Source organism: Paenibacillus sp. FSL W7-1287 (assembly GCF_038004245.1).
Lineage (GTDB): Bacteria > Bacillota > Bacilli > Paenibacillales > Paenibacillaceae > Pristimantibacillus > Pristimantibacillus camelliae.
In genome coordinates this window covers 531,413-555,732 of sequence record NZ_JBBORD010000001.1, presented here as the reverse complement: position 1 = coordinate 555,732, position 24,320 = coordinate 531,413, and the positions used below count along the sequence as shown (strand labels likewise).

Annotated in this window: 24 protein-coding genes and 1 tRNA gene; 5 read left to right on the top strand and 20 right to left on the bottom strand. The window is 44.9% G+C overall.

Annotation, left to right across the window (positions count from 1 at the left end):
- Positions 1-13 precede the first annotated feature (13 nt).
- The 3 genes from rplI to NSQ99_RS02605 are packed head-to-tail and all read right to left on the bottom strand — an operon-like array spanning position 14 to position 3,344.
- Complete coding sequence (rplI, locus tag NSQ99_RS02615) at positions 14-457, bottom strand: 50S ribosomal protein L9 (RefSeq protein WP_251670755.1); 444 nt, start codon at positions 455-457, stop codon at positions 14-16.
- Complete coding sequence (locus NSQ99_RS02610) at positions 454-2,415, bottom strand: DHH family phosphoesterase (RefSeq protein WP_251670757.1); 1,962 nt, start codon at positions 2,413-2,415, stop codon at positions 454-456. The genes rplI and NSQ99_RS02610 overlap by 4 nt, the downstream gene beginning before the upstream one ends.
- 20 nt (positions 2,416-2,435) lie before the next feature.
- The gene (locus NSQ99_RS02605) at positions 2,436-3,344 is read right to left on the bottom strand and encodes a DUF2232 domain-containing protein (protein ID WP_340834827.1); all 909 of its coding nucleotides are present in this window, start codon (positions 3,342-3,344) and stop codon (positions 2,436-2,438) included.
- A gap of 201 nt (positions 3,345-3,545) precedes the next feature.
- On the opposite strand from NSQ99_RS02605, the gene NSQ99_RS02600 reads away from it, so the two are divergent.
- Together NSQ99_RS02600 and NSQ99_RS02595 are read left to right on the top strand one after the other, a co-directional pair.
- Entirely contained in the window at positions 3,546-4,214 is a 669-nt protein-coding gene (locus tag NSQ99_RS02600; RefSeq protein ID WP_340834825.1) for a potassium channel family protein, read from the top strand.
- Positions 4,198-5,571, top strand: coding sequence for a TrkH family potassium uptake protein (locus NSQ99_RS02595; protein WP_340834824.1), 1,374 nt, complete (start codon positions 4,198-4,200; stop codon positions 5,569-5,571). The genes NSQ99_RS02600 and NSQ99_RS02595 overlap by 17 nt, the downstream gene beginning before the upstream one ends.
- A 135-nt stretch (positions 5,572-5,706) precedes the next feature.
- On the opposite strand, the gene menC is transcribed toward NSQ99_RS02595, so the two are convergent.
- The 6 genes from menC to NSQ99_RS02565 all read right to left on the bottom strand — a co-directional run bounded on the left by menC (position 5,707) and on the right by NSQ99_RS02565 (position 13,493).
- The gene (gene menC / locus NSQ99_RS02590; protein WP_340834823.1) at positions 5,707-6,813 is read right to left on the bottom strand and encodes an o-succinylbenzoate synthase; all 1,107 of its coding nucleotides are present in this window, start codon (positions 6,811-6,813) and stop codon (positions 5,707-5,709) included.
- 36 nt (positions 6,814-6,849) lie between these two features.
- Positions 6,850-8,319, bottom strand: coding sequence for an o-succinylbenzoate--CoA ligase (locus NSQ99_RS02585; protein WP_340834821.1), 1,470 nt, complete (start codon positions 8,317-8,319; stop codon positions 6,850-6,852).
- A gap of 236 nt (positions 8,320-8,555) precedes the next feature.
- Positions 8,556-9,377: a 1,4-dihydroxy-2-naphthoyl-CoA synthase gene (gene menB, locus NSQ99_RS02580; protein ID WP_340834820.1), complete on the bottom strand. Its 822-nt coding sequence runs from the start codon at positions 9,375-9,377 to the stop codon at positions 8,556-8,558.
- 2 nt (positions 9,378-9,379) lie between these two features.
- Entirely contained in the window at positions 9,380-10,294 is a 915-nt protein-coding gene (gene menH, locus NSQ99_RS02575; protein WP_340834819.1) for a 2-succinyl-6-hydroxy-2,4-cyclohexadiene-1-carboxylate synthase, read from the bottom strand.
- The gene (gene menD, locus NSQ99_RS02570; RefSeq protein ID WP_340834817.1) at positions 10,252-12,018 is read right to left on the bottom strand and encodes a 2-succinyl-5-enolpyruvyl-6-hydroxy-3-cyclohexene-1-carboxylic-acid synthase; all 1,767 of its coding nucleotides are present in this window, start codon (positions 12,016-12,018) and stop codon (positions 10,252-10,254) included. Before menD ends, menH begins: the two co-directional genes overlap by 43 nt.
- A gap of 71 nt (positions 12,019-12,089) precedes the next feature.
- Positions 12,090-13,493 (bottom strand): isochorismate synthase, encoded by a 1,404-nt coding sequence (locus NSQ99_RS02565; protein ID WP_340834815.1) that lies wholly within the window; start codon positions 13,491-13,493, stop codon positions 12,090-12,092.
- A gap of 209 nt (positions 13,494-13,702) precedes the next feature.
- On the opposite strand from NSQ99_RS02565, the gene NSQ99_RS02560 reads away from it, so the two are divergent.
- Both NSQ99_RS02560 and NSQ99_RS02555 read left to right on the top strand, forming a co-directional pair.
- Positions 13,703-14,623 carry a 1,4-dihydroxy-2-naphthoate polyprenyltransferase gene (locus NSQ99_RS02560; protein ID WP_340834814.1) on the top strand — a complete coding sequence of 307 codons (921 nt, stop codon included), beginning with the start codon at positions 13,703-13,705 and terminating at the stop codon, positions 14,621-14,623.
- Positions 14,624-14,649: 26 nt separating this feature from the next.
- On the top strand, positions 14,650-15,036 hold the full coding sequence (locus NSQ99_RS02555; RefSeq protein ID WP_445670535.1) for a hotdog fold thioesterase: 387 nt from the start codon (positions 14,650-14,652) through the stop codon (positions 15,034-15,036).
- 103 nt (positions 15,037-15,139) lie between these two features.
- Here the strand turns inward: NSQ99_RS02555 and NSQ99_RS02550 are convergent, their stop codons facing one another.
- The 7 genes from NSQ99_RS02550 to NSQ99_RS02520 all read right to left on the bottom strand — a co-directional run bounded on the left by NSQ99_RS02550 (position 15,140) and on the right by NSQ99_RS02520 (position 20,200).
- Positions 15,140-16,324 carry a cation:proton antiporter gene (locus NSQ99_RS02550; RefSeq protein WP_340834811.1) on the bottom strand — a complete coding sequence of 395 codons (1,185 nt, stop codon included), beginning with the start codon at positions 16,322-16,324 and terminating at the stop codon, positions 15,140-15,142.
- Between the two features lie 141 nt (positions 16,325-16,465).
- Complete coding sequence (gene rpsR, locus NSQ99_RS02545) at positions 16,466-16,741, bottom strand: 30S ribosomal protein S18 (protein ID WP_251670775.1); 276 nt, start codon at positions 16,739-16,741, stop codon at positions 16,466-16,468.
- Between the two features lie 42 nt (positions 16,742-16,783).
- Complete coding sequence (gene ssb, locus NSQ99_RS02540) at positions 16,784-17,269, bottom strand: single-stranded DNA-binding protein (protein ID WP_251670777.1); 486 nt, start codon at positions 17,267-17,269, stop codon at positions 16,784-16,786.
- A 33-nt stretch (positions 17,270-17,302) separates the two neighbouring features.
- A complete protein-coding gene (rpsF, locus tag NSQ99_RS02535; protein WP_251670778.1) occupies positions 17,303-17,587 on the bottom strand; it encodes a 30S ribosomal protein S6 in 285 nt (94 codons plus the stop codon).
- Between the two features lie 1,631 nt (positions 17,588-19,218).
- Positions 19,219-19,310, bottom strand: a tRNA-Ser gene (locus tag NSQ99_RS02530).
- 74 nt (positions 19,311-19,384) lie between these two features.
- A complete protein-coding gene (locus NSQ99_RS02525) occupies positions 19,385-19,591 on the bottom strand; it encodes a DUF951 domain-containing protein (RefSeq protein ID WP_340834808.1) in 207 nt (68 codons plus the stop codon).
- Between the two features lie 372 nt (positions 19,592-19,963).
- Positions 19,964-20,200, bottom strand: coding sequence for a DUF3343 domain-containing protein (locus tag NSQ99_RS02520; RefSeq protein ID WP_340838714.1), 237 nt, complete (start codon positions 20,198-20,200; stop codon positions 19,964-19,966).
- Positions 20,201-20,304: 104 nt separating this feature from the next.
- Between NSQ99_RS02520 and yyaC the strand changes: the two genes are divergently transcribed.
- Positions 20,305-20,895, top strand: a complete 591-nt coding sequence (yyaC, locus tag NSQ99_RS02515) for a spore protease YyaC (RefSeq protein ID WP_432806963.1) — start codon at positions 20,305-20,307, stop codon at positions 20,893-20,895.
- Between the two features lie 31 nt (positions 20,896-20,926).
- Here yyaC and NSQ99_RS02510 read toward each other — a convergent pair whose 3' ends face one another.
- From NSQ99_RS02510 to NSQ99_RS02495, 4 genes are all read right to left on the bottom strand, one after another.
- Entirely contained in the window at positions 20,927-21,370 is a 444-nt protein-coding gene (locus NSQ99_RS02510) for a DUF4446 family protein (RefSeq protein WP_340834806.1), read from the bottom strand.
- 69 nt (positions 21,371-21,439) lie between these two features.
- A complete protein-coding gene (locus NSQ99_RS02505; protein WP_340834805.1) occupies positions 21,440-22,594 on the bottom strand; it encodes an aminotransferase class V-fold PLP-dependent enzyme in 1,155 nt (384 codons plus the stop codon).
- A 104-nt stretch (positions 22,595-22,698) separates the two neighbouring features.
- Positions 22,699-23,541: a ParB/RepB/Spo0J family partition protein gene (locus tag NSQ99_RS02500; RefSeq protein WP_251670786.1), complete on the bottom strand. Its 843-nt coding sequence runs from the start codon at positions 23,539-23,541 to the stop codon at positions 22,699-22,701.
- Positions 23,522-24,295: a ParA family protein gene (locus NSQ99_RS02495; protein ID WP_340834803.1), complete on the bottom strand. Its 774-nt coding sequence runs from the start codon at positions 24,293-24,295 to the stop codon at positions 23,522-23,524. Before NSQ99_RS02495 ends, NSQ99_RS02500 begins: the two co-directional genes overlap by 20 nt.
- Positions 24,296-24,320: the final 25 nt, after the last annotated feature.

The window sequence follows — 24,320 nt, the reverse complement described above, 5'->3', positions numbered from 1 at the left end:
TGCTGCATATTAATTATTCTTCGACAGTTTGCACCTTTAGTGTACCTTTCACTTCTGGATGAAGCTTTACGGGTACCTGTGTTGTTCCTAACGAACGAATCGGCTCATCAAGCTCAATTTTACGCTTATCAATTTTATAGCCTAGCTTAGCAAGTGAATCAGCGATTTGCTTGCTTGTAATCGCACCGAACAAACGCCCGCCTTCGCCGGCTTTTGCTTTTACGATAACGACAAGCTCCTCTAGCTTTTTGCCTAGAGCAATCGCATTTTCCTTCTCTTGCTGCTTGCGCTTATCTTCCGAAGCCTTTTGCATATCAAGAGTTTTTACGTTACCTTCTGAAGCAATTTTGACCAGGTTTTTTGGAAGTAGAAAATTACGAACATAGCCCTCAGACAAGTCTTTAATTTCACCTTTTTTACCTTGGCCCTTTACATCTTGTAAAAAAATTACCTTCATTCAAATAACCCCTCTTCTTCATCAATTTGTTTCAGTATTGCTTTTAGTTTATCAGCTGCTTCATCTACCGTACACTCGAGCTGTGCTGCTGCATTGGTTAAATGTCCACCGCCACCCATACGCTCCATAATGACCTGTACATTAATCTGACCGAACGAGCGTGCACTGATCGCGACGATCCCGTCTGGTCGTTCTGCAATAACGAAGGAGGCATATATATTGGACATGTTAAGCAGTGTATCAGCCGATTGCGCGATAAGCAGCTGCGGCTTAACTTCTCCCTGTGCAACAACCGCAACCGCAATATGGTCGTACAGTATCGTTGCATGCTTAATAATTTCGGATTTCGTAATATAGCCATTCAGATCCTCTTGCAGCATCCGCTGAATCATAGACGAGTCAGCGCCGTTGCGTCTAAGGAACGATGCCGCTTCGAACGTTCTTGCACCAGTCCGCAGCGAAAAGCTTTTTGTATCGACAGTAATACCAGCCAGCAGAGATGTTGCTTCACGCACGTCGAGCGAGATACGATCATGAATGTATTGAAGCAGCTCTGTCACGAGCTCACACGTTGACGATGCATAAGGCTCAAGATACATGAGCGTCGCATGACTTAAAAACTCCTCGCTGCGACGATGGTGGTCAATGACCGCAATGCGCTCCGTCATGCTAAGCAGCTTCGGTTCCGCAACCATCGATGCCTTATGCGTGTCTACAACAACAGCCAGCGTATGGCTGTTCATAAGTGCAATCGCTTGATCAGGCGTAATAAATCGTTGCGCAATTTTCTCGTCCTCGCGAAGCAGCTCCATCATACGGTCGATCGACGGGTTCACACCCTCTAGCACGATATAGCTTTCCTTGCCGAGCATGCGTGCAGCCTTCAGTATACCTACTGCGGCGCCAATTGAATCCGTATCAGGTGTACGATGTCCCATAATGATGACATTGTAGCTTTCCTTAATGAGATCACGCAGTGTGTGTGCGACGACACGTGCACGGACCTTTGTCCGCTTCTCTACTGCATTCGTTTTGCCGCCGTAGAAGGTTTGGCGCGTTCCAAGCTTAACCGTTGCCTGGTCGCCTCCTCGTCCTAGCGCAATATCTAAGCTTCGATTCACCCATTGACCAAGCTCTACAATATGCTCAGCACCCGCAGCAAAGCCAATGCTCAGTGTAATCGGAATCTTCTGATCGCTAGTCATCTCTCGCACATCATCTAATATATCAAAGCGTGTTTGCTCCAATATACGAAGGGTATGCACATCAGTAATGAGCATAAAACGATCAGAGGTAAGCCGCTTGATCAGCACCTCATGCCGCTGAGCCCAGTCCGTAATCAGACCCGTCACCTTGGATAGCAGTGAGCTTCGTTGATGATCATCTAAGCCCTGTGTCACCTCTTCAAGATTGTCGATCATGACAATTCCTAGCGACAAACGCTCTTCATCGTACTTTTTATGCAATGCCCATGATTCTGTAATATCCTCCACATAGACAACCTGTGCTTTTTCCCTGAAGGTTAATCGATACATGTGCTGATGCAGCATAACCTCTGCTACGGTGTCAGGCTCCTTCAATTGAGATAACGCCGGAAATAGTTTGCTAATTGACTCACCGACTAAGTTATCCTCCTTGAATATTTGGCCAATATACGGATTGTGCCACTCAACGAGCTGCTCATCATTATATATGATAATGCCGAATGGCAGCTGTTGAATAATATCGGTACCGCTAGTCTTTAAACGGTAGGACAGCGTCTGAACATACTGCTTGAAGTCCTTGCGAAAGGCACGCTCAGCGATATACATATAGATCGCTGTACCAATAGCAAGCAGCAGTCCTACAAGTCCTGCTATCCATGAAAAATAGCTAAGCAGCGCTGATAGTAATAGCACGATAAGCAGGGCCAATACACTGTGAAGCCCATGCCAGCGTTTAGATAAAAAATTTGGCATAATGATTATCGCTCCTGTGCCTATTGTTGCTTAGAAAACATTTTTCTAAGTGGAAAAGCTACATCCAAAAGACCAATAATGCTTGCTGGTGGTAGCAAAAGTACCGGAAAAGCAATCAGGAATGGTATAACCTTCGCCCAGCCGCGATTGTCGGCAATATAGTAAAAGAAGCCTACAGCTTGTATTGCAAAGATGATGCTTAATGCCGGTACAAGATTCATAATCGCCAGTGTCATAAACGTACCATCTGTAGGGTCAATCGTTAGCTCGAGTAAATAGGCAATAAAGTATACAAAAACTAGAAAGCGTGGCAGCCTCCAATCCTTAGCCTTCGGGTAGGCTGTCACTTGCAGTCCCTCGGCTTGAACCATTCTGCGAGCAATGGTGTGAGAGCATGCGACAACAAGCAGCGCCATTATAAAGAACACTAAAGGTATCATGCTCGTCATAATGGTGACGAAGCTATCTGTCATCTCGGAGCTCCACGCGATAGGCGACATGCCCTGTGCTGCAACATCGTTGAGCATTGTTGTCATGTAATTGCTCATATCCGATATGATCGAAATGTTCAGTACGTTTTCCAACATCAACAAGCCTAGCATAAACATGACGACAACAAGGCCGATCATTTTCGGAACAATAGAGCTCGAAGCTAGACCCTTTTTATAATAGTTAGCTAGAACAATGCTCGGAATGATAGCCATACAACTAAAGCTTAAATAAAGGACCGGATCTAAAATTAGACTTCCGATAACGAGCACGGCCAGCGTATGAACAATGCTCGAATTTCGATTTAGCAGCGTATAAAGTACTGTATATGGAACCAACATAAGCAGTAATGCTGCAATGTTCAACCCCGGAATAACCATTAATAATGGAAGCACTAGAGCAATCAAGCTCCATAGTATCGGCTTCTTTCCCGTTTTCAAAAAATTCACCTCTGAGAAGTCAGTATCACGTGATTTACACTATATTATATTATAACATAAATTATACCCTGTCGGACGATGCTGCATTAGGAATCACTTGGTACATCGTAATTGAATATTGTTATTGCATTATCGATTTTCGATGTTTATCATTCTTCATAGGCAGTTATTATTTGGAATATTATTAGGAAGTGACCATGGATGAAGAAAAAACAATTTCTAGTCGTTGGACTCGGAAGATTCGGTAGCAGCATGACGCGTACCTTAGTGGATAACGGTCATGAAGTGCTTGCTGTGGACAAGGATGCTGAGCTAGTACAGGATATAGCTCCTTATGCTACGCACGCCGTCCAAGCTGATTGTACAGATGAGGTTGTGCTTAAGCAGCTCGGTGTAAGTAATTTTACTCATGCCATCGTAGCTATAGGCGATGATCTGCAGGCAAGTATTTTAACGACGTTGATGCTTAAGGAAATGAATATTCCGATCGTTATTACAAAAGCTCGAGATGAGATGCATGGCAATGTGCTTCGTAAAATAGGCGCAGACAAGATCATTTACCCTGAACGCGATATGGCGGTGCGGCTTGCTAATCAGCTTAGCTCGAACAGCATTATCGACTATATTGAGCTATCCGAGGAATATAATATTGTCGAAATGCTCGCGCCACCTGCCATGATCGGACTTTCACTTCAAAAGCTTAATATTCGCGCCCGCTTCGGCTGCACGATTCTCGCCATCAAAACTGAGCAGCGCATGAACATTGCACCAAGCGCAGATGATAAGATCGAGGCTGGCAACATTCTGCTCGTTATCGGTAGCCAGGAGCAAGTGCTGCAGCTGGAGAATTATTATGAACGTAAGAAATAAATTAAACCAAAAAGCAGGCCTGTTAGCATTCCGATACCAGCTAAACCCTCCACAAATGATTATCGTTATATTTGCACTATTGATCGGGTGCGGTACGCTGCTGCTTATGATGCCCTTTTCCTCTACATCTGGTCATTCCATTGGGTTTATTAATGCACTCTTTACAGCCATATCCGCTGTATGCGTGAATGGCTTAAGTGTGCTTGATTTAAGTGACGACTTCACTGTGGCAGGACAAACGATCGTCATGATTCTTGTTCAGATCGGTGGTCTCGGCTTTATGACCATCAGTGTAATTATTGCGATTATTATGAGAAAGCGCATTGGGTTAAAGGATCGTCTGCTCATTCAGCAAACGACCCAATCTTCAAGCGCTCAAGGGCTTGTCCGGCTCTGTATTTATATTATGATCATCGTATTCGCATTTGAATCCATCGCGACGCTTATTCTTACTGTACATTGGCAGCCGAGCATGGGCTGGGGAGATGCATTTTACTACGGTCTGTTTCACTCGATATCCGCCTTTAATAATGCAGGCTTTGCCTTATGGTCTGAAGGACTAGTTGCTTATGTCGGTGATCCGATTGTCAATTTCGTTGTCATTACCCTGTTTGTTGCAGGTGGTCTGGGGTACATCGTTATTATTGAGCTTATTCAAAAAAGAAGATGGCGCAAATTTTCTTTGCACACGAAAATTGTGCTTTCCTCATCCTTCATTATATCGATCATTGGTTTCGGCATTCTCTTCTTACTCGAATCGATGAATCCTTCAACGTTCGGGTTATTGAATGGTAACGAACGCTTTCAGGCAGCTTGGTTCCAGACCCTTGTGCCCCGCAGCTCGGGCTTTAATACAATTGATATTACGAGCATGCTACCTGCATCTCAGTTTTTACTTATTATCTTTATGTTCATCGGTGCAGCCTCCGGTGGCACGGGCGGCGGTGTAAAAATTAATACAGTCGTCGTGCTGATCCTTGCCACCATAACGACCTTCAGGGGCGGAGGCAAAGTACATGCTTTTGGCAGACGCGTCCCAGATGGCTCGATCCTTCGCGCACTTGCGGTCGTAATGAGCTCCATTATGGTCGTACTGCTTGTAGCTCTGGCGCTTACAATTACCGAGGAGCTGCTAGAGGATCATTTTCTCGAGGTGCTATTCGAAGCTACGTCAGCATTCAGCACCACAGGTCTTTCGATGGGGTTAACGAAGGATTTATCGTTACCCGGCAAAATCATTGTGAGCATCACGATGTTTATCGGCAGGCTCGGTCCATTAACTCTCGCTTATGCACTCGCTACACGCAAGCAGCAATCACGTATCAACTATCCAGAAGACAATATTCTTATCGGATAACAAAAGCATGAGCAAGCAACCACTGTCATGCTACAGTTAGTCTGCTTGCTCTTGTTTATTGCTGCTAATACTGCTAATTCTGCTAACTTTGCTAATTGCTTATACTGTATTGCTCATCTTACCAGCGCTTTTCGTTCAACGCATCACTAGCTTATCTAGTGTCAGACTCTCAGCATATTGCTCATCAACCTCATAGCCTATACCTGGCTGATCCGGTAAGCGTACGCTACCTTGATCCACGGTCACTTCTGGTGTAATGATGTCACGCTGCCAGTACCTCGAGGAAGCAGATATGTCTCCCGGTATTGTAAACCCTGGCAGCGTAGCGAGCGCCATATTATGCGCTCGGCCAATGCCTGTCTCCAGCATCCCGCCACACCATAGCGGTACATGATGATAACGGCATAGCTGATGAATACGCAATGCCTCATTCCAGCCGCCAACACGACCAAGCTTCACATTTACTACCTTGCAACTGCCTAGCTGTATCGCTTTGCGCACATCCTCCGCGTGCAATATACTCTCATCGAGACATATCGGTGTTTGCAAGTTTTGCTGCAGCTGTGCATGATCAATCATGTCGTCGGCTGCAAGCGGCTGCTCGATCATCATCAGATTGTACGGATCAAGCTGCTTCAGCTCTTCCGTCTGTTCGAGCGTGTAGGCTGAGTTTGCATCAGCCATTAGTGGCAACTGCGGATATCGCTCTCGAAGTGCGGCAACTAACGAAAGGTCCTGCCCCGGCTTAATTTTTACTTTTATCCGCTCATAGCCCTGCTCAAGATAGTGATCGATTAGCTCATAATAATGATCGATGGTAGGCTGCAAACCGATAGCTACGCCAACCTTTATCTCATGACGAGTACCACCAATTAGCTGATACAGTGGCTTGTTTTGGCGTTTAGCATAGGCATCCCATACAGCCATCTCAACAGCTGCCTTCGCCATTGCGTTACGCTTAATCCCGCTCCACAGCTGCGTGAGCTCATGAGGATGCTTAATCTCTTGCTGCAGTAAGGGCGGAATAATAAATTGCTGGAGCATATGCCAGGCCCCTTGTACCGTTTCCTCTGTATACCAAGGGGTAGCAAAAGCGACACATTCTCCCCAGCCGACATGACCATCTGAATCAATCGCTTGAACAATAATCGTCTCACGATCTGTATAGGCGCCATATGACGTTACGAACGGTGACACCAGCTCCATCCGGAGGCGATGCAGTATGACCGAATCAATCTTCATTCCATCACATCCTACTCGTTGCTTCTGCAGCCTTGTTTAATTCATCGGCAGCAGCTTGCTCAGCTCTCTACGGAGCAGCTTGTTGGAAGCATTTCTCGGCAGCTCCTCTACCGCATAGATGGCTGTAGGCAGCTTATACTTAGCTAGACGAGCGCGGCAATAGCTTAGCAGCTCTTCTTCATTCAGCATCTTACCTGGCCGCATAACGACAAAGGCAATCGGACATTGCCCCCATACCTCATGCTCCGCTCCAGTAACCCCTGCCTCTAGTACATCGGGATGACCGATTAATACAGACTCGATTTCTGCAGGATATACGTTTTCACCGCCAGAGATCAGCATGTCCTTACGCCGATCCAGCACGAATAAAAAGCCTTCCTCGTCAACATATCCGATATCTCCTGTATATAGCCAGCCTTCATCAAAGCTGTCCGCTGCGGCACCATTCAGATAGCCTCTTGTTACGTTAGGCCCCTTCACGATAATTTCGCCTGCTTCACCAGCCGGCTGAACGCTACCGTTCTGTACAATACGGAGCTCCCCCTGAAACAATGGCTTACCAGCTGAGCCCAGCTTCGTCAGCATATACTCGGGATGAAGCGTTGCGAACTGCGAACAGGTCTCCGTCATTCCGTACGTTTGTACGACTGGAATTTGCTTAGCAACACAGGCTTCAAGCAATGGTAATGGCGCTGGACCTCCACCAAGCAGCATGCAGCGGAAATTTGCTGGATAGCTTTGCTCTCTCAGCTCCTCTAGCATACGAAGCAGCATATTACTAACGACTGACATTACCGTTACGCCTTGATGCATAATTGCCTCATTCGCTGCTTGCGGCGAAAACCTCTCCTGTATCACAATTGGAATGCCGTAAATCACACTGCGCAGCAGTATCGATAAACCGCTGATATGGAATAACGGCACAGCAGCTAGCCATTTGTCTTGCTCTGACAAACCAAGATTGAGCATCGAACCGATAGCAGAGCTGAAGTGGTTTTCATAGCTTTGCAGCACACCCTTCGCATAGCCCGTCGTACCTGATGTATACATAATCGTATAAACTGCCTGCGCCTCAACGTCATGCAGCAGCTGCGTTGGGGCAGCTGCTGCATCAGATTGCAATTCAGTTATCGATAATATGTGAAGCTGCTCGAGCTCCTGCTGAAGCGCCCCTGCTATATCTGCATAGCTTTCACTATATACAAGCAGGCGGCAACGGCTGTCTCGCAGCTGATACAGCAGCTCATGCTCTGTTAAGCGTGTATTAAGCGGCATCAGCTGTGCACCCGTATAGGGTATGCTGTGCACAAGCGTAATAAAAGACAAGCTGCTCTCGCTTAAGCAAGCAACAACATCTCCAGCTTGAATATACTCCAGCAGTTGCGCTGCAGCATTTCTTGCATGCAAGCGCAGCTCAGCGAAGCTGATTGCACCTTCTGCAGCTTCAACAGCTATTCGATCAGGGGTTAGATAAGCTCGTTTTTCTAGCCAGATGGGTATTTGCATAGTAACCCCCCTCTTTCATCATTCCCTCTAGAGGTAATTCATTAAGTCTGGCTTTGGTCACGAAGCAGTACTGAGACTTTATTCGTCATCGAATCTTGAATTCAGCCGAGCTTAATGAACCCTTATTTGAAGAGGTAGTTCAAAAAGTCCCCAGGATCACTCTTGTCATGCTGAACGTTTCATTCGGCAGGCTTCGAAGCTTGAACTCGAGGACTTATTGATCACGTATTATAACCTTATGGGAATCTTGGGAACTGCTTAAAGTCCGGTGTACGCTTTTCCTTAAACGCGTCACGGCCTTCCTTCGCCTCTTCTGTTGTGTAGTAAAGCAGTGTTGCGTCGCCAGCTAGCTGCTGAATTCCCGCAAGACCATCCGTATCTGCGTTAAATGCTGCCTTCAAGAAGCGAAGCGCCGTAGGGCTTTTCGTAAGCATTTCCTGACACCATTTCACCGTTTCAGCTTCCAACTGATCTAGTGGCACTACTGTATTTACAAGACCCATGTCCAGTGCTTCCTGAGCATTGTACTGACGACATAGGTACCAGATTTCTCTTGCTTTCTTATGACCAACAATACGTGCAAGATAGCCTGCACCGTAGCCACCGTCAAAGCTACCTACGGTTGGACCTGTTTGTCCAAAACGAGCGTTATCTGCTGCAATCGTCAAGTCACATACAATATGTAATACATGACCTCCACCAATCGCGTAGCCAGCAACCATAGCTACAACTGGTTTAGGAATTGTGCGAATCAAGCGCTGAAGATCAAGCACATTCAATCGAGGAATTTGGTCCTCACCAACATAGCCACCATGACCACGAACCTTCTGATCGCCGCCTGAGCAGAATGCGAGATCGCCTGCACCTGTCAGAATGATAACACCAATACTGGAGTCATCGCGCGCCCATGCAAAAGCATCGATTAGCTCCGAAACTGTCTTTGGACGAAATGCGTTGCGCACCTCTGGACGATTGATCGTAATTTTTGCCATGCCTTCATATGTTTCATAAATAATATCCTCATACTCGCCTTGCTTAACCCAAGGTACTACTGCCATGCCTACACCATCCCTTTCTTATCTAGAAACCTCTTTATTATTGTATCAAATAAATGCGGCTGTTCCACATGTACATTATGACCTGCACCTGGCACAATTTCCAGCTGTGCTTGTGGCAGCCTGCCTTGCATCTGCTTTGCAATATGACAATACTTTGTATCTAGCTCACCTGCAATGAGCAGCACAGGTGTCATTAACTCATCAAGCTGCTGCCACCACGAGGGCTGCACGCCTGTCCCTATCCCTCGCAGGCTTTGGGCAAGACCGAATGGACGATTGCGCAGTCTTGCCTCATGAAGCTGCTTCTGCTTCACTTCTGGCAGCTGCAGCATGGAGCTAAACAATGGAAGCTTACCCCAATAGTCTGCAAACCATTCAATGCCTTGCTGCTCTATTCGCTTGGCTAACGCCTGATCGCTCTTAGTACGTGCCACCCGCTCCTCTTCGCTTGCAAGTCCAGGCGAGCTGCTCTCCATTATTAGTGAGCGCACCAGTTCCCTTTTTTGCATCGCAAAGGAAAGCGCAATTCTTCCGCCCATCGAATAGCCCAGCACATGAACCTGCACATGCCCGAGCTGCTGCAGCAGCTCAGCCAAATCCTCGACTACTTCAAAGGTAGAGTATCGCTCTACCTGTAGCGGTGCATCAGAGCTGCCGTGACCAAGCATATCTACCATAATTAACTGATATGTTCGAGACAAGCTTGCTGCGAGCGGCTCCCACTGCGCAATTGAGCCAGTAAAGCCATGAATCAGCAGCAGTGGCTCACCGCTTCCGATGCACCGTACGTTATAGCTTACACCACGAATGCTATAGATGGTTCCATTCGTTGTTCCTTGATCTGTTCCTTGAACGTCTGACTTCATGCCATCACCTAGCCCTTCTGCTGCTGAAGCCGCTGCTCCAGCACTGGCCATATGCCGCGATGGTGGGTAACATTGGTAGCACGCGTCGTCGGAATCTCAATAATATGAAGTCCGCCGGCTTGCTGTGCTTCGATAAATGCAGCTCTGAACTGCTCCCAGTTGCCTGCACGTGTAAATGCACCATCATATAGCTTTGCCGCATGCTCGTAGTCCAGCCCAATCGGAGTGCCAAATAGCAGCTCAAAATGCTTATCCATTCCAGCCTGCGGAAGGAAGGAGAATATACCTCCGCCATCATTGTTAATAACGACGATTGTAATGTTCAGCTGATGCAGCTTTGCCCCTAGCAATCCGTTCAGATCATGATAGAATGACAAGTCACCGAGCAGCAGCACCGTTCCTTCCTCAAGCGCACTAATTCCCATCGCCGTCGAGACGAGTCCGTCAATTCCGTTCGCCCCACGATTAGCCATAACTCGAACGCTTCGAGCATCATTACGCCAGAAGCTATCAACATCTCTAATCGGCATCGAGTTGCCGACAAATAGCGTGCTTCCATCCTTTATCAGCTGCTGAAGCTCTGCAACAGCTGTCCCTTCGAACAGCTCTGAATCATATTCCTTCTCCGCTGCTTCACTAAGCACCTGCGCTGTTGTCAGCTGAACCTGCTGCCAGCGCTTCAGCCAGCTGGAATCAGCAGCTCTACGATTAGTGTCATGCTGCGTCAGCCAATCATTAAGCTGCTCACACAACGTTATCGGCTCAGCTAGTACACGATCGGATATAAGCAGCGTTGGGTCGCGCCAGCCCGCTTCGTCAATGACGATGTGACGAGCCTCCGTATGCTTATTCATATATTGTAGGAGCGGCTTCGATACAGGCATCGCTCCAAAGCGCAGCAATACATCTGGTATCAGCTCCTCCTTCACCGCCTCCACGCGCAAGAAGGAATCGTAGCTGTCTATGACAAGCTGCTTGCTGTGAGCGCCATTTCTAAGCTGCGACAAAGGGTCAGCTACTATTGGATAGCCCAGTCGTTCTGCTAGCTCCACAATGAGCGGTGCTAGTGCAGGATCATCGTGCGGTCCGCATATAATAAGGCCACGCTCTGCTTCGATCAACGCAGCAGCTAGCTTATTGAGCTCATGAGCATCAAGCCCAGCTTTCGCAGCATAGATCGATGTGTAGCTTGTCCCGCTTGTCCGCTCACTATTATACAGCTGAGGATGCTCAATATCAGGCAATAATGGCTCTCGTAGCGGAAAATTAAGATGCACAACGCCGCGTGGTGCACTCTGAGATGTCATTACAGCACGTGAAGCCATTACACGCGCATGTCGCAGCATCGCTGGCGACTGCTCTGGGAGAGGCATCTCCATAAACCATTTGACATGACTACCGTACATCCCCAGCTGATCGATCGTTTGTGGTGCTCCTACATCCCTTAGCTCATGCGGACGATCAGCGGTTAGCACGATAAGTGGAACACGTGATAGGTTAGCCTCAGCTATCGCAGGATAATAATTTGCTGCAGCCGTACCGGACGTGCATAGCAGAGCAACAGCCTGTCTGCTGCTCTTAGCAAGTCCTAGCGCAAAAAACGCAGCAGAGCGTTCGTCGATCTGAATCCATACCTTCAGCTCAGGGTGCTCTGCTGCTAATATCGCAATTGGAGTTGAGCGTGATCCAGGGCTTACGACAATATGCTTCAGTCCCGAACGTACCAGCTCATCTACAAACGCGCCTAAATATAAGGTTGTACCCTCGTTGGTCATCTCGCTCCTCCTCATTGCATGTTCTATTCATTCATCATAATCATACGATCCATACTTCTATTATGATGCGATTATTGCTTGCTGCTTGTATGAAGCGCATCCAATGCTTTAAGCATCGGCGTGAATTTAAGTGATGTTTCCTTATACTCGCTCAGCGGCTCAGAATCTCCTACGATCCCGCAGCCTGCAAATAAATAAGCAAGCTCCTCGCGCAGCAATGCTGAACGAATGGCTGCTGCAAACTCACCATCGGAATCAGTATTCATCCAGCCAATCGGAGCGGCATACCAGCCACGATCCATCTGCTCGAGTGTTCGAATAGCTTCAAGCGCCCGCTCTCTCGGCATACCGCCAAGTGCTGGAGTCGGATGAAGCGCTTCTACTGCCTGCAGCAGCGACACGCCTTCCTTTACTTTGCCCTTGATCGGTGTTGCAAGATGCTGGATATCCTTCAGCTTACGAATAATAGGCGCATCCGGCGCATCGACATGGACACAAAGCTGCTGCATTGCTGCTACAATCATATCTACAGCTAAGCGGTGCTCATGTAGATTCTTAAGATCGTGACGCAAAAAGCTCGCGAGCTCCTCGTCCTCTTGTGGCGTTTGCCCACGTGCCACCGATCCAGCTAACGAAAGTGTAAGCAGCTGCTGTCCCTCACGTCTAATAAGACGCTCAGGTGTTGCCCCTACAAAGCAGCTATTCGGTTTATCAATTGCAAATACGTACGTATTCAGCTGCTCCTTAAGCAAGCTTCGTAATACAGCCTCCGTGCGAAATGCTTCATCAGACTGGAGCATGACAGTTCGTGCAAGTACGACCTTATCTAAATTCCCCTCACGTATAGAAGCAGCAGCCTGCTCAACCGCAGTCATCCAATCAGAGGGTGCGATCTCCTCATGAATCATGGAATCATGAGGAGCATCGAGTACCTCACTGTCAACCAGCGGAGGCAACTCGCTAAGCAGCCTTTCCAGCTCAGCATCCTCTGCTCGTTCTTCGTTAGGTGCAATGAGCTGATTGCTTGTCATATAATAACGTCCATCATGTGCGGTAATCATAAATTTAGGCACAGCAAAGCTAGTATGAGCAAAATCACTCCACTTCTCTGACTGTTCGATCTGCGGATCAAAGGAAAACCCGCCAAACAATATAGGACCTGTATATGGAGATGGCTTATCGACAATCGCATCGTCTACTATAGCCTTCCACTTGCTATCTACATATTTAAAACGATTCTGTTTATCATCAGCCTCGATCGTTAATACTGCACCTAATCCTACATAGGTTAGTGCACGACCCGGCTCTGACCAATAAAATCGATTACCACGATACATATGCTCTTGATAAGAAAAAAAGGCTGGCAAATCCGTCTGATTGATTTCAATAACGGAGCTAACCAACACTTGCTTGCCTAGGCGTTCGGCCTTGGCCTTTCCTTCTTTCACTAATGCATTCATGCTCGTGCTTAACATACTATAAGTCACGTTCTTCACCCTTGTCATAACCTTGCCGTTTTATCTGTTTCAAGAATACACCCCTGCCTGAATAACGTCAACTTTCTGCCAAGTTTCATGCGTTGACACAATAGGTTCATTCCCCTAAACTTATAGTGCAAGTTCATAAAGTTCGGTTTTCAGCACATTTTAGGACAACATAATTTATATAGTAAGGATGCGTGAATATGCAAACCCAACTACAAGCTGCTAATAGCAATGTTTGGTGGCGGCTAATGCGGCCACATACACTTACAGCTTCGTTTGTACCCGTCTTCACAGGTACCGCCATGGCATTGTACGATGGCAGCGTACAACTTATACTTTTTATGCTTATGCTTATTGCGTCACTGCTAATACAAGCTGCAACCAATATGTTTAATGAGTACTATGATTACGTCAGAGGCTTGGACAATGAAAATTCTGTAGGAATTGGTGGCACCATCGTCCGAGATGGCGTCGCTCCTAAATTTGTTCGTAATCTCGCCTTTTTATTTTACTTTATATCGTTGCTGATTGGGATATATATTTGTTACTCCAGCTCTTGGTGGATCGCGGTCATTGGACTACTATCTATGGCGGTTGGATACTTTTATACCGCTGGTCCCTTTCCAATAGCGTATACACCGTTTGGCGAGCTGTTTTCCGGCTTATTTATGGGCCCAGTCATTATCATGATTACGTATTTCATTCAAACTGGCGATCTAAACTGGAGTCATCTCTTTGTGTCGATCAGCGTTGGCTTTTTAATCGGTGCACTTAATTTATCCAACAATATTCGTGATATGGATGGAGATAAGGAGCACGGTCGACGCACCATCGCAGTTTTGCTTGGAAGACCTGCGTCAATCCAGCTGCTTGGTGCCATTTTTGCGATCGCCTTTGCCTGGATCATCGTCTTAATATTTATGAAGCATGTCACGCCATGGGCAATGCTTGTATTGATTAGTGTACCACAAGCGATAAGCGCTTATAAGCAATTCATCGGAAAAACAGTAGCCTTTGAAATGATGCCTGCCATGAAGGCAACCGGTAAGCTCAACACAATGTTCGGCGTACTGCTGACGTTTAGCTTCATTATTGGATACATTGTCGAACAATTTCTATGAGAAGGTAGTTGTTACTTATGAACATGATGGACACTACAGGAACGATTATAGAAGCACTACAGATCGAGACAGTATTACTAACACCTGAAAAGGTGATATGCACCATGCCCGTTAATGAGCGTACACGGCAGCCCTTTGGGTTCCTACACGGCGGAGCATCGCTCGTCCTAGCCGAGACAGTAGCTAGCATTGGCGCATGGGCTTCGATCGACCAAGAGCATGAAGTTGCCATGGGCATGGAAATTAACGCCAATCATGTCCGTAGCGTTCGCGAGGGCATCGTAACTGCCGTTGGTGTCCCGCTTCATAAAGGCCGAAAAAGCGCCGTATGGGATATAAAAATTACCGATGAGCAGGATCGACTTCTATGTGTTTCTCGCTGCACGGTAGCTATATCACCAAAGCGTCCGTAGTCGTAAGCAGATGAATATAGGAGTATATAAGAAAAGCACCAGCGCAAGGAGATATGGGGATAGCATCTAGCCCTACTCTCTTGCACTGGTGCTTTTTTATGATCTATTGATTCAGTGTAGTGCCTTGCTGTGCTTTCACTGGCTCATTAGATGAACCTGAGAACAGCATCTTAAGCAATGGCGGTGTCACTAAGGTTGTCACAATGACAACTAGCACCACTGATGTAAAGTATTGCTGCGGCAGTAAGCCTGACGCAAGACCGGAGGACGCAATAATTAAAGCAACCTCACCACGAGAGATCATACCTGCGCCAATGACTAGCGATGATTTCATGGAAAAGCCGGTTATCCGTGCTCCGAAGCCGCACCCAATCAGCTTTGTTATAATCGCAACAATGCTAAGCAATACCATAAACCAAACCTGCTCGCCTAGCCCGTCAAATGTAATGTTTAATCCGATGCTGACAAAAAACACAGGAACGAACAATGTATACGTAATTGGTTCAACTCGGTGCTCTACTTCCTTGCGGAATTTCGTCTGACTAATTGCGATCCCAGCTGCAAAGGAACCAATGATGCCGGCTACTCCTAGCCATTCTGCGAAGTAAGCAAACCCCAGACAAAGCACAATCGCACCATTCATAATCGCCTCTGTTACTTTAAGCTTAGCTGCCAGCTTCATAATAAGCGGAACCAGCCATATACTTGCTACAGCAATGACGGCAAAGAAGATAACTTTCTTCCCTATCAACAACGGAATAGATACACTTTCTCCTCCCGTACCTAAGAAGCTCATCATGATTGCAAGTAAAATAACTACGACGATATCATCAACAACTGCCGCACCTAATATCGTAGTACCCTCACGTGAGCTAAGCTTATCCATCTCCTTCAAAGCTTGTACAGAGATACTAACGCTTGTCGCACATAGCAGCAAGCCCATAAATAATGCTTCCGTCTGTGAAAGCCCTAAAGCGATAGCAACACCGTACCCACCAATTAGCGGCAAAACTATGCCACCGAGTGCAACAGCAACCGCTGATTTCCAGTTAGCCTTTAATTGCTCAAGATCCGTTTCCAGCCCTGCTATAAACATCAGCAGCAGCACTCCGATTTCGGCGAAGTGACCAATGAACTCGTTAGGCTCGACCCAGCCAAGAACGGCAGGTCCAACCAATATTCCTGCTATCAGCTTTCCAAGCACAGAAGGCTGACCAATCATAACAGCTAGATGTCCTGCAACCTTCGTAAATATAACAATAATGACTAGTGCTAATATATATTCCATATGAGTTCTCCTATCCATTCATCTCTATTGTAGCAGGTAGTTTACATCACGAAAAAAGAGTCCGCAAACTACGGACTCTCCAAAAAATAAATAGGAGGAGCCTGTAGTGACAGGCTCCTCCTATTCTTGCATATATAACTACTATTCAGTAGTGTATGGTAGCAAAGCGATTTGACGAGAACGTTTAACCGCAATTGTCAATAGACGTTGATACTTAGCGCTTGTACCAGTTACACGACGAGGTAGAATTTTACCACGCTCGCTGATGAACTTTTTAAGCAAATCAGTATCTTTATAGTCAATGTGCGTAATTTTGTTTACTGTGAAGTAACAAACTTTACGACGTTTGTTGCGTCCGCCTTTACGAGAGAATTTACGCTCGCTGCGCTCTTCTCCGCCTTCTTTTTTGAAGCTCATTTGAACCCATCCTTTCATTAAAAATTCAATTTCGTGTTCATATTAGAACGGCAAGTCATCTTCTGAAATATCAATTGGGCGTCCATCATCCTTAAAAGGATCGACGTTGCTACTGCGTGATGGTTGAGCTGGTCGATTAGAGCTGCCACCTGCATTATAACCATCACCACTACCATAGCTACCCTCTTCACGTTGTTGATTGCCATCACGATTAGATTCCAAGAAGCGAACATTGTCTGCAATTACTTCCGTAACATACACACGCTTGCCCTCATTATTCTCGTAATTTCTTACCTGAATACGGCCTTCAACTGCGGTTAAACGACCTTTGCGCAAGTAATTTGCACATGTTTCTGCCAGTTGGCGCCAAGTGACAACCGGAATAAAATCCGCTTCACGTTCGCCGTTACTACCAGAAAACGGACGATCAACAGCAATCGTAAATTGAGTTACAGCAACACCAGCGGGGGTATAACGAAGCTCAGGATCTCTAGTTAATCTACCGATCAATATTACGCGGTTCAACATCTATATGACCTCCCAATCAAACCTTCACACTTCTTAAGCTACATCTCTTACGATCAACACACGGATAACTTCATCCGCAATCTTCATCACGCGGTCAAGCTCGCTAACAATTTCAGCTGTTGCCGAGAACTGTGTAAGAACAAAATAACCTTCACGAAGTTTGTTGATTTCATACGCAAGACGACGTTTGCCAAGGATATCAGATTTAATAACCTCACCGCCGTTAGAGATGACACTGTTGAATTTTTCAACTAGAGCTTGAACAGCTTCCTGTTCAACATCCGGACGGATGATGTACATCACTTCATATTTGCGCATTACATTTCACCTCCTTTTGGACTAACGGCCCCACGAAGTGGAGCAAGGAGCGAACAATTAAGCTCGCATCTGTATATTATACTAAATCAATTGGGCGATGGCAAGATAAAACGGTGCTGTTGCATTAACTTTCAATTATTTCCCTACATAACTTAGCACTAATCACGCATGTAATGATCTTAGGCACCATATATAAGCAAGTAAATATGAGAATAGTGCACGACCAAGTGACTTTTAGTCAGCATTACTTCTATATAAGTCATTTATTAGATTTTCGAGATGACAGTTGAGTTTACTATTCGCGTTATTATGAAATTCAATCGTAAAGCTTTGTACTGTTCACTCTCTGGACCGCTAAAACGGATAGCTAACCAAATAACTCATTTTTTTTATTTATGATGTATAAAACGAAATACAATGTGGCACTATATTATTGACGGTGAAGAGAGGTGTGGTTCCGTTGTACTTCACTAGCTTAAGTTCAACAGATTCAAAAAAGCTTATTCTTGCAGTTAATTGCGACAAAGAAGTGTGCTCTTTACCTTAAAAAAGTATTGAGCTGAATGAATACGAGTTATTCCTTAGCCTACGCTGAGTTGTTTTCGTAAGTCAGTTCTTTGTCTAGAATGAATTTGCTAACTAATCAACCACCGTCAAAAAGCCTCATCCCTTTGTCATATGACGACGGGATGGGGCTTTTCTACTTTCTTACTGCTTCTTATTTATCCCTTCGCTTTTTAAAGGTTGCTGCTTTTAATCATTTCCCTGGAAATATGTGTTATGCCATTTTAAGCACTTACCACGGTATTCATGGCAACCTGCTCAAAACAAATTTATAACGAAAAAGTTATCCCTCTAAAAATAAGAGCTGCCATCAATAGCTGTGAATAATCAAATTTTAATGTTATTAACAATCTTAACAACTCCACAATGACGGTTTCCACAGTAATAATGTTAATGTTTAATCACACACTGTGAGCTGTGCTCTATGTTAGGACTGCTCTATTTGAAATTTTTAATTGCAAATTTGTTATTGCGACTTACTTTAAAATGTAGGTCTGTGCATGTCATATCGCTTCATAGTTACGATTCAAATTGATGCTCTGCCATCCCTTTCCTTACCTTCCCTCCCCGTAACTTGTAACAATATCGCTGTATATTGATTCGCATTGTTAAGAAAATTGATACATGGCTGCTTATGTTTTATAAAGTGACATAACAGACTCAGAATTTTGTCTATTTTTCAGTGATAACGTCATTAATAGCCGGGAAGCCGCGAAACTCGTTATAACGACAGAGGGAGGGTGTCAACTATGCTGTCATCCTTATCCTGTTTTGTGCTGCATACCATGATTGATAAACATTCATACGCATAGGTGTGACCTATTGGATCAATGATGGCAAAACCTTTAATGAACATATAACGATTCTAGTACGATCTAATGATGAGCTCGCGGAGTTTATCGGGGCAACATATAGCGTGGATTTATTGAACATTGTTGGACAGAAGAACAGCATATAGCTTAGTAATTGTGCATGTGCAACATGCTCCTACTACTATACAAGCCATATATTTAAACAACAAAAAGAGGCTCCTTATTAAGAGCCTCTAAATGTTATTGACGAATGAATGGCGGAGAAGGTGGGATTCGAACCCACGCACGCCTTGCGACGCCTAACTGATTTCGAGTCAGTCCCCTTATAACCACTTGGGTACTTCTCCTTTTGCACGAAATTAATATATCATAAATGACTATCAGTATTCAACTTTATTTCTTAACCAGTGCTTCTCCAATTCTATTCTTCTGTTACCTCTGATTTCCCCACTACTTTACGCATGTTTTTTTCGAATTTTGCGCGCGGCAGTAAGATACTGTGTCCACAACCAACACACTTCATTCGAATATCCATCCCCATGCGGATAACTATCATTTCGTTTGATCCACATGGGTGTAGCTTCTTCATCTGAACAATATCCCCAAGCTCGAATTGCTTACGCTCCATATCGAAATCACCTCGCATTTTTATTCATGTGGATCTTTATCTTCCTATAGCAGAAAGTATCCACAGTTATAGACACTTCATTTAATCAATGGAATAGCTTATCCGTCGTAGACACCTGTTCATAGCTTATCTCTCAACAAGAATAATGTTGAGCTTCGTGTTCCTCGAGTCCCACTTATAAAAGATCCTCTTCCTCTTTACCTAGAACCTACTGCCTTTTGTTGCTGTCTCTTCTAGGCGCTTCTGACCTGCCTCATGAAACGATGCTATATACAAAGAAATCATCCATCTTATGTACTACTATACTAAATAAATCGAAAGCACGGCTATTCTCCTGAGCTCAACCGCATATACATTATTATCTCGCTTACATTATAGTCTTTGCTCATATCCTTCAGCAGTATGTTCAAATATTCCGCGAATATCCACATGCTCACTCGTTAGTATGTCCTTCACTTGCTCAAGTTCAGCCGATGGAAAATGTATAGACAATGCGCAGCCCGCTGTAATTTCCTTCGGTGTAGGACATATATCAATATCAATCTCTGCATATTCTAATAACATCTCTGCTCGCAGCGCCTGCTGCGTCGAATCAAATGCAATAAGCATGTTCATGAAAGCTGCTCCTTTCTCACCTAGAAGTATAAATTAAACAATTCAGTAACATACTGATACTAATATTTTGTTTCAAGAAAGGAAACTTACAAGAAACAATGGAAACGAACTCACCTATTAAATTACCCTATAACTCTCCAATGATTCGTAGTTTGCTGCAGCAAGAGCTTTCGAACCTGTTGGGATTGGCTCTCCCTCATCAACCAATCGTCGTTATATGCATTGGCACAGATCGTTCAACTGGAGATTCGTTGGGGCCGTTAGTAGGATCTTCCCTAGCTAAATACCGCTCGAGCTTTATGCATGTATTCGGAACAATTGCTGAACCTGTGCATGCGCTTAACCTAGCTGACACCTTAGCATCGATTCATAAACAATTCACCCATCCATTTATTATTGGAATTGATGCATGCTTAGGTCAAGCTTCAAGTGTTGGCTGTATTCAAGCAGGGCAAGGTCCCGTTCGTCCTGGAGCAGGAGTGAACAAGGATTTACCTCCTGTAGGAGATATCCATATTACCGGTATCGTAAATGTCGGTGGATTCATGGAGTATTTTGTTTTGCAAAACACACGTCTTCATCTGGTTATGTCAATGTCTGAAATTATATCACAATGTCTTTACTACGCTACATCAAAGCATATACGTTCGATGAATATGAACAGCGAGCAGTCTACTGGCATTCATTAGCCTTTCACGTACGCTACTCGCTGTAGTTGTACTATTTTGCTTCATCGATCACTTTACGCTCCTCTGGTGTTAATGAATAACTGGATTCACCTTTTTGTAATGGTTTTCCGTATAAATACATACCCTCTCTACTGTGTATGCTTGTAAGGACGACTCCATCCTTCTCGTCATTTGTTATAGCAAGTGAAAAGCTCAAGTCGCTGCCTGTATTGGAAAAAGCATTATATCGGTGAATTGCCATTTTGCTTTTTTGTAATGGCACTCGCTTCTCTAATGCTTCGATTCTACTCAACGCCGCAGCTAAGTCCTTTTGCTCCTGCCTTTGTTCTTCCTTTAATGACACGAGAACACCTTCTAAGTTCTCTACCCCTGTTCCATCCATCATTGACCGGTAGGAACGGGTTATTTTTTTCAACTTTCTACTCATTCCGAGCATTATAATAGCCTGTACGACAATGACAATTGCAAGTGCCATGATTATGATTTCAATGTACTCAGTAACCAAAATGTTTCTCTCCTTCAGGCCATGTTAAGCAATTTATTATTAGTATTGTTCTATAATTTCCTTTACAGCCAAAACTAATGCATCCACTTCTTCATCTGTCGTATTGTAGCCTACACTAGCTCTAACCGCTCCCCGCTCACTCGTTCCTGCAGCCATATGCGCTGTCGGTGTACAATGAAAACCTGATCGAACAGCAATTTGATAATGCTGATCTAGAATAAATGACAATTCTGATGGATCAATATGTGGAATATAGAACGAAACAATTCCAGTTCTAGGCTGACCGATGTCTGGCCCTAAGCACACCACACCTTCAACGTCCATAAGACCGCTAAGCAGCCGCTGTGACAGCTTCCACTCATGTTCATAGATCTTATCGATACCGATGCGCGAGATGTACTCTACGCCAGCTGTAAGCCCCGCAATGCCTGCTGTATTTTGTGTCCCTGCTTCATAGCGATCTGGTCGAATAAGTGGCTGGTGGGGCGCCTCAGATTGACTTCCTGTACCGCCCTGCATAAGCGGCTCAAGATCGATATCCGGTGCAATATATAGACCACCTGTCCCCTGTGGTCCAAGCAATCCCTTATGTCCTGGAAAAGCAAGCATATCGATACCAAGCTTCACCACATCAACAGGTATAATACCTACACTTTGCGCTCCATCCACAAGCAGCTTTGCTCCATGCTTATGCACAATTTCACTAATTTCAGCTATCGGCAGAATAGTCCCAAGTAGATTTGAGCTATGATTTACAGCGACAAGTGTCGTATTGGCCTTCATCGCTGCTTTAAGCTGATTAAGATTAAAAAAGCCTTTCTCATCCGCATCTATATAGGTTACTTCTACTCCTTTTTGTTCCAGATCATAAAGCGGTCTACGAACCGAATTATGCTCCACTGAGCTAGCTATCACGTGGTCGCCTGCTTTAACAAAGCCTTTTATCGCCATATTCAACCCCATCGTTGTATTGTGCGTAAACACAATATCATTGGGGTTATTCACATTGAGTAGCTTTGCAAGCTGCATTCTACCCTTGAATAAAATACGACTAGCTCGCACGGCCATCGCATGACTACCTCTCCCAGGATTGGCGCTATCATTTTTCATTGCTGCTGTAACCGCCTCTATCACTTCATCGGGCTTCGGCCAAGACGTTGCAGCATGATCTAAGTAGTAAAATCGTTCAGACAATTTGCTCCCCTCCAAGCTAACAATGGCACATCTAGCTATAATCTTTCTAGCAAAAGATTATTACTTAGATGTGCCATATTGGTTATTCTATCAACACCTCTTGCTTATTGCTGTAGTAACTCTAGTATACGCTCCAAGTCTTGCTTACTGTAGTACTCTAGCTCGATTTTCCCTTTATGCTTTGATTGTTTAATTTTAACCCCTGTCTGAAAACGATCTCGCAAGGTAGATTCGACGCTTTCAATAAAAGGATCTCGTTTCTTTGTTTTTTCGTTTCTTTGTTGTGGTGGTTTTCGGTTTGCGAGCTTATTTATTTCATCCTCTAGCTCTCGAACACTCCATTCACCATCAACACAAAGCTTAGCAAGCTCTAGCTGCAGCTTCTCTTCCTTCACACCTACAATTGCTCGAGCATGCCCCATTGACAATGTTCCACGTGAAACATCTTCCTTAATTGACTCTGGCAGGCTTAGCAGTCGCATGAAGTTAGCAATATGAGAACGAGATTTCCCTACCTTTAGGGACAATTCCTCTTGAGTCAGTTTGAATTTATTAATTAATGCTTCATACGCTAGTGCCGTTTCAATCGCATTAAGGTCTTCGCGTTGCAAGTTTTCAATTAGGGCCATTTCCATGACCTGAGAGTCTGTCAGCTCTCTAACAACTGCAGGTATACGTTCATTGCCACATAGCTGTGACGCACGAAAACGGCGCTCACCTGCTACAATTTCAAAGCCTCTTAATACTCTACGCACAATAATCGGCTGAATAACCCCTTGCTGCTTAATTGATTCAGCTAGCTCTCGTATCGTATCATCATCAAATGTTTTACGCGGCTGATAAGGGTTGGGCCTAATATCGTTCAGCGGTATGCGAACTACCTCTTCTTCATCCGTTTCTACTGGTTGAAACAGCGCATCTAATCCTTTACCTAGAGATTTTTTCATAAGAAATCACTTCCTTAGCTAGTTCAAGATACACTTCTGCCCCTTTTGATTTAGGATCATATGAAATAATCGCCTGTCCATGTGAAGGCGCTTCGCTGAGCCGCACATTTCGTGGGATAACCGTCTGATAGACTTTTTGTTGGAAGTACTTTTTCACTTCTTCTATAACTTGAAGCCCAAGATTGGTTCGTGCATCAAGCATCGTTAACAGTACTCCTTCAATCTGCAATGAAGTATTGAGATGTTTCTGCACTAGTCTTACTGTATTTAACAACTGACTTAATCCTTCAAGCGCATAATATTCACATTGGATTGGAATCAATACAGAATCGGCAGCGGTTAATGAATTAATCGTTAATATACCTAGCGAGGGTGGGCAATCAATCATAACATAATCGTAATGATCTCTAACCAAGGCAACAGCCTTCTTTAGGCGCTGCTCTCTAGAAATGGTTGGGACAAGTTCAATCTCTGCTCCCGCAAGCTGGATCGTTGCTGGAATGATATCAAGACCCGGTATAGCCGTTTCAAGTATCGTTTCCTTCGGATTGACCTCATTCACTAATACATCATAGATGCAATGAGTGACATCCCCCTTATTAATACCAAGGCCGCTTGTTGTATTGCCCTGAGGGTCAATATCGATTAGCAACACTTTTTTACCTAACGATGCTAAGCAAGCAGATAGATTAACAGAAGTCGTTGTTTTCCCTACACCGCCCTTTTGATTCGCAATCGCAATAACTTTAGACATCTTCTCACCTCATGTTTACAACTAT

Coding starts and splice junctions, on each gene's coding strand:
- NSQ99_RS02555 (WP_445670535.1), top strand. CDS start 14,650: ATGGACACTACAGGAACGATTATAGAAGCACTACAGATCGAGACAGTA.
- NSQ99_RS02565 (WP_340834815.1), bottom strand. CDS start 13,493: ATGTTAAGCACGAGCATGAATGCATTAGTGAAAGAAGGAAAGGCCAAG.
- rpsR (WP_251670775.1), bottom strand. CDS start 16,741: ATGAGCTTCAAAAAAGAAGGCGGAGAAGAGCGCAGCGAGCGTAAATTC.
- NSQ99_RS02510 (WP_340834806.1), bottom strand. CDS start 21,370: ATGGCACTTGCAATTGTCATTGTCGTACAGGCTATTATAATGCTCGGA.
- NSQ99_RS02525 (WP_340834808.1), bottom strand. CDS start 19,591: ATGGAGCGTAAGCAATTCGAGCTTGGGGATATTGTTCAGATGAAGAAG.
- menC (WP_340834823.1), bottom strand. CDS start 6,813: ATGAAGATTGATTCGGTCATACTGCATCGCCTCCGGATGGAGCTGGTG.
- menD (WP_340834817.1), bottom strand. CDS start 12,018: ATGACCAACGAGGGTACAACCTTATATTTAGGCGCGTTTGTAGATGAG.
- menH (WP_340834819.1), bottom strand. CDS start 10,294: ATGGCCAGTGCTGGAGCAGCGGCTTCAGCAGCAGAAGGGCTAGGTGAT.
- NSQ99_RS02500 (WP_251670786.1), bottom strand. CDS start 23,541: ATGAAAAAATCTCTAGGTAAAGGATTAGATGCGCTGTTTCAACCAGTA.
- NSQ99_RS02600 (WP_340834825.1), top strand. CDS start 3,546: ATGAAGAAAAAACAATTTCTAGTCGTTGGACTCGGAAGATTCGGTAGC.
- NSQ99_RS02585 (WP_340834821.1), bottom strand. CDS start 8,319: ATGCAAATACCCATCTGGCTAGAAAAACGAGCTTATCTAACCCCTGAT.
- ssb (WP_251670777.1), bottom strand. CDS start 17,269: ATGTTGAACCGCGTAATATTGATCGGTAGATTAACTAGAGATCCTGAG.
- NSQ99_RS02610 (WP_251670757.1), bottom strand. CDS start 2,415: ATGCCAAATTTTTTATCTAAACGCTGGCATGGGCTTCACAGTGTATTG.
- NSQ99_RS02520 (WP_340838714.1), bottom strand. CDS start 20,200: ATGCTTATTGCATTTGATTCGACGCAGCAGGCGCTGCGAGCAGAGATG.
- rpsF (WP_251670778.1), bottom strand. CDS start 17,587: ATGCGCAAATATGAAGTGATGTACATCATCCGTCCGGATGTTGAACAG.
- rplI (WP_251670755.1), bottom strand. CDS start 457: ATGAAGGTAATTTTTTTACAAGATGTAAAGGGCCAAGGTAAAAAAGGT.
- NSQ99_RS02495 (WP_340834803.1), bottom strand. CDS start 24,295: ATGTCTAAAGTTATTGCGATTGCGAATCAAAAGGGCGGTGTAGGGAAA.
- menB (WP_340834820.1), bottom strand. CDS start 9,377: ATGGCAGTAGTACCTTGGGTTAAGCAAGGCGAGTATGAGGATATTATT.
- NSQ99_RS02550 (WP_340834811.1), bottom strand. CDS start 16,324: ATGGAATATATATTAGCACTAGTCATTATTGTTATATTTACGAAGGTT.
- NSQ99_RS02560 (WP_340834814.1), top strand. CDS start 13,703: ATGCAAACCCAACTACAAGCTGCTAATAGCAATGTTTGGTGGCGGCTA.
- NSQ99_RS02595 (WP_340834824.1), top strand. CDS start 4,198: ATGAACGTAAGAAATAAATTAAACCAAAAAGCAGGCCTGTTAGCATTC.
- yyaC (WP_432806963.1), top strand. CDS start 20,305: ATGGAAACGAACTCACCTATTAAATTACCCTATAACTCTCCAATGATT.